Origin of the sequence: Streptomyces shaanxiensis (assembly GCF_039537145.1) — a bacterium.
GTDB lineage: Bacteria > Actinomycetota > Actinomycetes > Streptomycetales > Streptomycetaceae > Streptomyces > Streptomyces shaanxiensis.
The window spans coordinates 21429-30199 of the sequence record NZ_BAAAZY010000035.1 but is presented as its reverse complement, the minus strand read 5'-3'; the positions used below and the strand labels follow the sequence as shown (position 1 = coordinate 30199).

General features: G+C 70.0%; 5 protein-coding genes and 1 pseudogene. 2 read left to right on the top strand and 4 right to left on the bottom strand.

Annotation, left to right across the window (positions count from 1 at the left end):
* A pseudogene (locus ABD932_RS42470) lies at positions 1-563 on the bottom strand (hypothetical protein); the annotation flags it as partial.
* Positions 564-674: 111 nt separating this feature from the next.
* The gene (locus ABD932_RS42465) at positions 675-5609 is read right to left on the bottom strand and encodes an NAD-glutamate dehydrogenase (protein ID WP_345021705.1); all 4935 of its coding nucleotides are present in this window, start codon (positions 5607-5609) and stop codon (positions 675-677) included.
* 622 nt (positions 5610-6231) lie between these two features.
* On the opposite strand from ABD932_RS42465, the gene ABD932_RS42460 reads away from it, so the two are divergent.
* Both ABD932_RS42460 and ABD932_RS42455 read left to right on the top strand, forming a co-directional pair.
* Complete coding sequence (locus ABD932_RS42460; protein WP_345021704.1) at positions 6232-6363, top strand: hypothetical protein; 132 nt, start codon at positions 6232-6234, stop codon at positions 6361-6363.
* Positions 6364-6613: 250 nt separating this feature from the next.
* The gene (locus ABD932_RS42455; RefSeq protein WP_345021703.1) at positions 6614-7180 is read left to right on the top strand and encodes a DJ-1/PfpI family protein; all 567 of its coding nucleotides are present in this window, start codon (positions 6614-6616) and stop codon (positions 7178-7180) included.
* A gap of 156 nt (positions 7181-7336) precedes the next feature.
* Here ABD932_RS42455 and ABD932_RS42450 read toward each other — a convergent pair whose 3' ends face one another.
* Complete coding sequence (locus ABD932_RS42450; protein WP_345021702.1) at positions 7337-8002, bottom strand: HAD family hydrolase; 666 nt, start codon at positions 8000-8002, stop codon at positions 7337-7339.
* A gap of 111 nt (positions 8003-8113) precedes the next feature.
* Positions 8114-8629 carry a DUF6912 family protein gene (locus tag ABD932_RS42445; RefSeq protein ID WP_345021701.1) on the bottom strand — a complete coding sequence of 172 codons (516 nt, stop codon included), beginning with the start codon at positions 8627-8629 and terminating at the stop codon, positions 8114-8116.
* Between the last annotated feature and the right edge of the window lie 142 nt (positions 8630-8771).

The following is an 8771-nucleotide window of genomic DNA, read 5'->3' as shown; positions in this document are numbered from 1 at the left end:
CCCCGCGCCCCCCACCCCTCCACCACCCGCACCCGCACCCGCACCCGCACCCCCCCCGCCAACCAGGCCCAGAAGTGAAAGGCCAGCCCCAACGCGAACACGCTCGGATACGACACCGTCAACGCCAGCGAGTTCAGCCCCAGAAACCCGCTCCACGTGAACAGCGAGGTCCCCCACAGGAACACCAGACACAGCACGGCAAGCGCGGGCGCAGCCCGATGCGCGCTCAGCGTTCGCACATACCGCCACACACCGCTGACGAGCAACCCCAGCCCCACCACCGCACCGACCCGCAGCACGACGAATACGGAGAACCCCGTCACCCGCGCGACACACCCGAGCACCAGCATCCACGGCGAGTAGTACGGACTCGGCGTGTCCGCGTCGACCAGCGGATTGCCGGGATCGACCAGGCTGTGCCGCAGACGCTGCACGGTCGCCGCGTGCACACCGAGGTCACCGGCCCACGGCAGCCGGACGATCACGAGGACGAGCAGCAGGAGGACGAGCCCGGCGGCGACCTGAGGAACGCCCGTCGTTCTCCGCAGCGCGGCTCGGATCATGCTCACGCGAGCACGATAATTCCCGTTTTGCCCCAAACGCGCGAGCGCCCCGGACTGTCACAGTCCGGGGCGCCCTGACGCACGTACGACTCGACGAGCCGGCACGGCTCCTTACGAATGCTGCCGCAGCAACGTCCGCATGGTCCGCATGGCCACCGACAGATTGGCCAGATCGAAGGCCTCCGACCCCTGGATGTCCTCCAGCGTCGTACGCGCCCGCCCCAGAATCGCCGTGTTCTTCTGCTCCCACGCCGCGAACCGCTGCTCGGGCGTCGCGGTGCCGTTGCCGGCCGCCAGGACGTCCGAGGTCAGGGCCGCGTGGGCGGCGTAGAGGTCCTCGCGGATGGAGGCGCGGGCCATGGACTGCCAGCGGTCCGCGCGGGGCAGCTCGATGATGCGGTCCATGAGCTGGGTGATGTTGAGGCGGTCGGCGAGGTCGTAGTAGACCTCGGCGACGTCCATCGCCTCCTTGCCGATGCGGTCGGCCACGGACACGATGTCCAGCGTCGGGAATGCCGAGGAGAAGCCGGCCACGCGAGTGGCCAGTTCGGCCGGGACGCCGACGCCGGTCAGCTCGTCGTAGATCTGCTGGTACCACTCCAGGTCCGCGCCCTTGAGCAGCTTCGGCAGCTGCGACCAGACCTGCTCGACCCTCTCGGCGAAGAAGTCGATGGTGTCGGCGAGCTCCAGCGGCTGCGGCCGGTTGTTGAGCAGCCAGCGCGTGCCGCGCTCGACGAGGCGGCGCGAGTGCAGCCGGATCCGGGTCTGGACGGCGGCCTCGACCTTGTTGTCGAGCGCCTCGACCGCGTCCCACACGGCCGCCGAGCGGAAGATCGCGCGGGCCACGGTCTGCGCCCGGACGATCTCCTCCAGCGAGGCACCGGTCTCCTCGCGCAGCCGGTGCAGATACGTCGTACCGCCCGTGTTGACCGTGTCGTTGACCAGCACGGTCGTGGTGATCTCACGGCGCAGCGGGTGGCTGACGAGGTGCTCCGGGAACTGCTCGCGCAGCTCGGTCGGGAAGTACGCGTGCAGCAGAGTGCTCAGGTACGGGTCGTCCGGCAGCGAGGTGTGCAGCAGTTCGTCCGCGACCGTGATCTTGGTGTACGCCAGCAGGACGGCCGTCTCCGGGCCGGTCAGGCCGTGGCCGGTGCCGAGGCGTTCGCGGATCTGGCGGTCGGTGGGCAGGAACTCCAGCGCCCGGTCCAGGTGGCCCTCCCTGACCAGGTGCTTCAGGAAGCGCTGCTGGGCGTGGAGCATGTCCTTGGACTGGGCGAGGGCGTTGGCGATCGCCGTGTTCTGCGCGTAGTTGTTGCGCAGGACCAGGCGGCCGACCTCGTCGGTCATCTCGGCGAGCAGCTTGTTGCGCTGCTTGACGGTCATGTCGCCCTCGGCGACCAGACCGTTGAGCAGGATCTTGATGTTCACCTCGTGGTCGGAGGTGTCGACGCCCGCGCTGTTGTCGATGGCATCGGTGTTGATCTTGCCGCCGTGCCGCGCGAACTCGATCCGGCCGAGCTGGGTCAGGCCCAGGTTGCCGCCCTCGCCGACGACCTTGACACGCAGGTCGGCGCCGTCGACGCGGATGACGTCGTTGGCCTTGTCACCGACGTCCGCCTGGGTCTCGGTCGACGCCTTCACATACGTACCGATGCCGCCGTTCCACAGCAGGTCCACCGGCGCCTTGAGGATGGCCTTCATCAGATCGGCCGGCGTCATCTTGGAGACCTTGCCCTCGATGCCGAGGGCCTCGCGGATGTGCGCGTTGACCGGGATGGACTTGGCGCTGCGCGGGAAGATCCCGCCGCCGGCCGACAACAGCTCGGTGTTGTACTCCTCCCAGCTGGAGCGGGGCAGCTCGAACAGGCGGCGGCGCTCGGCGTACGAGGTGGCCGCGTCCGGGACCGGGTCGATGAAGATGTGCCGGTGGTCGAAGGCGGCGACCAGGCGGATGTGCTCGCTGAGCAGCATGCCGTTGCCGAACACGTCACCGGACATGTCGCCGATGCCGACGACCGTGAAGTCCTCGGTCTGCGTGTCCACGCCCAGCTCGCGGAAGTGCCGCTTGACGGACTCCCAGGCGCCCCGGGCGGTGATGCCCATGCCCTTGTGGTCGTAGCCGGCCGAGCCACCGGAGGCGAAGGCGTCCCCGAGCCAGAAGTTGTACTGCTCGGCGACCCCGTTGGCGATGTCGGAGAAGGTCGCGGTGCCCTTGTCGGCGGCGACGACGAGGTAGGTGTCGTCCTCGTCGTGCCGTACGACGTCCGCCGGGGGCACGACCTCGCCCGCCACCATGTTGTCGGTGATGTCGAGGAGCGCCGAGATGAAGGTCTTGTAGCTCGCCACGCCTTCGGCCAGCCACGCGTCCCGGTCCACGCTCGGGTCCGGCAGCTGCTTGGCGACGAAGCCGCCCTTGGCACCGACCGGCACGATGACGGTGTTCTTCACCATCTGCGCCTTGACCAGGCCGAGGATCTCGGTACGGAAGTCCTCACGCCGGTCGGACCAGCGCAGGCCGCCTCGCGCGACCTTGCCGAAGCGCAGGTGCACGCCCTCGACGCGCGGCGAGTAGACCCAGATCTCGTACGCCGGGCGCGGTGCCGGCAGGTCGGGGATGGCCTGCGGGTCGAACTTCATGGAGACGTAGTCGTGCGGCCGGCCGCCCCCCGCCTCCTGGAAGAAGTTCGTCCGCAGGGTCGCCTTGATCACGGTCAGGAAGGACCGCAGGATCCGGTCCTCGTCCAGGCTCGCCACCTGGTCGAGCGCCGCGTCGACCTCTTCGAGCAGCGCGTCCACGATCTCGCGGCCGGCGCGCTGGCGGTCCGGGGACATCCGCGCCTCGAACAGGGAGACGAGGAGGCGGGTGGTGTGGACGTTGTGGCGGAGGGTGTCCTCCATGTAGTCCTGGCTGAAGGTGGAGCCCGCCTGGCGCAGGTACTTCGCGTACGCCCGCAGCACCGTCGCCTGCCGCCAGGTGAGCCCGGCGCTCAGCACGAGGGCGTTGAAGCCGTCGTTCTCCGCCTTGCCGGTCCAGGTCGCGGCGAACGCCTCCGAGAACCGCTCGCGCGCGTCGTCACCGAGATAGTCACCGGCGCCCGCCGACTTGGGCATGCGCAGACCGAAGTCGTAGATCCAGGCGACGCTGCGGTCGGAGCAGCGCAGTTCGTACGGCCGCTCGTCCACGACCTCGACGCCGAGCCGGTTGAGGACCGGCAGGACGGCGGACAGCGAGATGGCCGCGCCCTTGCGGTAGATCTTGAACCGGCGCTCCTCCGGGGCGGCGCCGACCGGCTCGTACAGGCTCAGAGAGAAGTTGTTCTCCTCGGTGAGCTGTTCGAGGTGGACGAGGTCGGAGACAGCGGAGCGCGGGCCGTGGTCGGCCTTGTAGCCCTCGGGGAAGGCGTTGGAGTAGCGGCGCAGCAGCTCGGCGGCGCGCTCCTCGCCGAGTTCGGCGTTCAGCGCGTCGGAGAAGCCGTCGGCCCAGGAGCGCGCGGCCTCGACCAGGCGCGCTTCGATGCGCTCCTTGTCACTGTCGCTGAGCTGCGGCAGCTCGGTGCCCTGCGGGACCCGGACGACGAAGTGCAGCCGGGAGAGGATCGACTCGGTGTTCCAGGCGGTGAAGTCGACGCTGGTGCCGCCGAGCTCCTCCTTCAGGATGTCGATGATCCGCAGCCGTACGCCGGTGGTGTAGCGGTCACGCGGGAGGTAGACGAGGGCGGAGTAGTAGCGGCCGTACTCGTCCTGGCGGAGGTAGAGGCGCAGCCTCCTGCGCTCCTGGAGGTAGAGGACGGAGGTGGCGATGCGCTGGAGCTCGGGGACCGGGGTCTGGAAGAGCTCGTCGCGCGGGTACGTCTCCAGGATCTGCAGCAGGTCGCGCCCGTCGTGGCTGTTGGGCGAGAACCCGGCGACCCGCAGCACGTCGTCGACCTTGCGCCGCACGACCGGCACGCGGCGGACCGACTCGGTGTAGGCGGCGGAGGAGAACAGTCCCAGGAAGCGCCGCTCGCCGACGACCTCGCCGTTCTCGTCGAACTTCTTCACCCCGACGTAGTCGAGGTACGACGGCCGGTGCACCGTCGCCCGGCTGTTGGCCTTGGTGAGGATGAGGAGCTTGTGCTCGCGGGCCTTGGCACGCGCGTCGGCCGGCAGCCGCTCGAAGGACGGGCTGACGGGGTGGCTGTCGGTCTCGGAGTGGTGCGGGTCGGAGCGCAGGATGCCGAGACCGGTGCCCGGCACGGCAGCCAGCGAGTCATCTTCCCGCAGCTCGTACTCGCGGTAGCCGAGGAAGGTGAAGTGGTCGTCGGCCAGCCAGCGCAGCAGCTCGCGGGCCTCTTCGATCTCCTGCTCGCGCAGGTCGGACCGGGGCTCCCGGGGCAGTTCGTCGGCCATGCGCAGGGCCGCGTCCCGCATCTTGCTCCAGTCCTCGACGGCCTCGCGGACATCGGACAGGACGCGCAGCAGGTCGGCGGTGATCTGCTTCAGGTCGGCGCGGTCGGTCTCGCGGTCGATCTCGACGTGGATCCAGGACTCGGTGTGCGTGTCGTGCGGCAGCTCGCCGGCGGGCGGCGCGGTGAGCACCTCGATGAGCTTGCCGGTGACGTCACGGCGGACGAAGACCTGCGGGTGGATGACGACGTGGATGCCCCGCCCCTGCCGGGTCAGTTCGTTGGTGACGGAATCGACCAGGAAGGGCATGTCGTCGGTGACGACTTCGACGACGGAGTGGCTGCAGGTCCAGCCGTTCTCCTCGACGGTGGGCGTGTGCACCCGCACGTTGGCCGTGCCCTGGGGGCGGTTCTCGGCCAGACGGTAGTGCGAGAAGGCGGCGCCGAAGATGTCGACCGGGTCGCGGTCGGTGAGGTCCTCCGGTGCGGTGTGCAGGTAGTAGCGCTGGAGGAACGCGAGCACGGCGTCGTGGTCCGGGGTGCCGGCGGTGCTCTCGTCCGTCGTCCCGGTCGGTAGATACCCCCCGACCGGGCTGTTCTCAGCTACCCGGGCGGCCCTCTCGAGCAGCTCGGCCTTGGCTTCGTCCAGCTTGGTCTGCATTGTCCTCTGGCTCCTGTCGCGCGCCGTTGCGTGACGTAGAAGGAAGTACGGTCTCTTCCCCTCCGGCGTAACGCCGCGACGCGGGGTGTCCGGTCTGCTTCGACGCTATGCCGCGAGGTGAGACGAGCGGGGTTATATGAGCCAATTTTGAGCTACCCACGGGTTGTGACGCCGCTCTCCGCAACGTCCGGGCCCAGGGTCTGATTGACGTCCCGGGAGCTCTTACGGCCCCCTCCCGCCCGCGAAGACCAGCGACCGCCGCCCGGTCACGGATGTCGTCCGTGCTGCCCGGGCGCAGGGCAGGGGCACCGGTGCCCCCGCGAGCTATCGCGCTGATCACGCCACTAAGGCTATCGCTCCTTACAGGGGCCCCGTCATGAGCCGTATGTGTACAAAACCAGGGGTGGAACTTTGACGTTCTGCACAGGGGCAAAGGGGGCGGGCAGGGCGTAACTGGCGGGGCCGGGCACGGAGGGGGAGGCTGGAGGGGCTGGGGCACAGGGCAGCGGTGGCGCATGGACCGACGGGACGGAGCGGAATCCAGGCCATCCGACGGCAAGCCGTGTCCAAAAACAGCCGCTGCCCAAACCCGCCGAGCAACCCCATGCACACAGACAACCCCATGCACAGCGGCAGCGGCAGCGGCAGCGGCAGCGGCAGCGGCAGCGGCAGCGGCAGCGGCAGCGGCAGCGGCAGCGGCAGCGGCAGCGGCGAACGATTCCCCGGTGGCGTAGCTACTCCCCCACTGGCGTAGCTGCGGGCAGTCGTGCCGCTGGGGCGGCACGGGTGGGCGCAGCGGCACCCCGCAACGCCGGGCTGCGCAACGCCCCCGCCCCAGCTACAACGCCGGGCACCCGGCGAAACACCGGCCACAGAAACCCACAGCCCCGGCGCCCCCACAGCCGCACGCCCCCTTGGCAATCCCCCCACCCCGAGGCACGTTGCCCAGTAAGCCCGCCCCGACGGAGCCGCAGACCACGGCCGACAACAGGAGCGCACCCGACATGACAGCGAAAATCCTCATCGTCACCGGCGACGCCGCAGAGTCACTGGAGGTCCTCTACCCCTACCAGCGCCTCCGCGAAGAGGGCTACGACGTCCACATCGCGGCCCCCACCCGCAAGAAGCTCCAGTTCGTCGTCCACGACTTCGAACCCGGCTTCGACACCTACACCGAGAAACCCGGCTACACCTGGCCCGCCGACCTCGCCTTCTCCGAGGTCGACCCCGGCGACTACGCAGCCGTAGTCATCCCCGGCGGTCGCGCCCCCGAGTACCTCCGCAACGACCCCGAACTCCGCAAGATCCTCAAGTCGTTCTTCGACGCCGACAAACCCGTCGCCCAGATCTGCCACGGCCCCCTGCTCACCGCCGCGACCGACAGCCTCCGCGGCCGCCGCGTCACGGCGTACCCCGCCCTGGAACTGGACATGCAGGCCGCCGGCGCCACCTTCCAGGACGCCGAGGCAGTGGTCGACGGCACCCTGGTCTCCTCCCGCGCCTGGCCGGACCACTCCGGCTGGATGCGCGAGTTCCTGACGGTGCTACGGGCGAAGGCACCGGTGACCTGACACCTGCGCCACCGCCGACCCGACCGCGCACCGCCGCGACTGCGGGCATCGTGCCGCCGCAACGGCACGGACGGCCGCCGGGGGTACCCGCTGGGCACGGCCGGGCGCTGGGGGCACCCCCTGCCCGAAGAGCCCGGTCCTGCCCGAAGAGCCCCGCTACGCCGCCAGCCGCTCCGCCTCCGCGACCGCCTCCCCCAACGTGTCCACCACCGGCACCCCCACTTCCTCAAGGCTCGCCCGGCTGTGCGACCCCCCGGTGTAGAGCACGGCCCGCGCCCCCACGTGCAGCGCCGCCACCGCATCGTCGGCCGCATCCCCGATCACCACCGTGCGAGCGGGATCCACACTCGCGAGCGCCCCGATGTGCCGCACCATGTGCTCGGCCTTGCTGCCCCCGGACGGCCCGGTCCGCCCGTCGACACGTATGAAGTGCTCCTCGATCCCGAACCCCCGCACCAGCGGGACGAGTTCGTCATGCCCGTACATGCTGAGGATCGACTGACTGCGTCCCGCCGACCGCCACTCCACGAGCAGCTCGGCCACGCCCTCGGTGAGCCCGCACCTCACCCGGTGCTCGGTGTAGTACCGGTGGAAGGTCTCGTCCATTACCTCCCACTCGGCGTCGGTCGGCAGCCGTCCGAGCAGCCGCTCGTAGAACTTCGGCACCGGCACGCAGTACAGCGTGCGGTACTGCTCCATCGTGATCGCCGCGAGCCCCAGCTCGGCGAACGCCGCGTTCGTCGCTCCGATGATCGCGTCATTGTCGTGGAACAGCGTCCCGTTCCAGTCCCAGACGATGTGCGCCCCTACCAGCTTCCCCATGCCGAAAACCGTACCCGCCACCACTGACAATCATGAGAACAGCAGGTCAACGAGGGCATCCGCACCCATCCGGCACAGGCCCATCCTGCGCAGGCCCGTCCGGACCCGGCCTCAGTCCCCCAGCCCGACCAGACTCGGGATCTCCTGAGTCGCGTACCACAGCAACTCGTGATCCTCGGCCCCGTCCACCACGAACTGCGCGTCGTCGTCCCCACCGTCCGCCGCCGCAAGCGCCTCCGCGGCCGCCGTCACGTCCGCCTCCGCGTCGCCCGAGTCGACATGCACCGAGGCCGCCTTGGCCAGCGCCACACCCCCGGCGATCCGCACCTCGCCCAGCGCGGACGGATCCAGCCCCCGGTCGGGGTCGGCGACCGCCGCCCCGTCGGGCACGTCCACCGCGACCACGACCCGTCGGCGCACCGCCCCGGCGTCCGCCGCCAGCAGCCGCAGCGAGGCCAGCGCGGCCCGGTTCAGCGCCGCGTACTCCAACTCCTCGATGTCGTCGGAGACGTACCACTCGCGCAACGCGGGCGTGACGGCGTACGCGACGAGCGGCCCGGTCCCCAACTCGCCCGTCTTGTACGCCTCGGCGAGGCCGGGGAGGGTCAGGGGGACGTAGACGCGCATGGCCGACCGCTTTCGTGTTCGTGAGACTCCGCAAGGGCTCGGAAGGCCGGATCCCGCACCTCCCGGAGGGCCTTCAGGATACGTGCGCGTGTCCCCTTTCGAGTCCCCACCACCGCCTCGTACGACGTCCACCCCGGTCCAG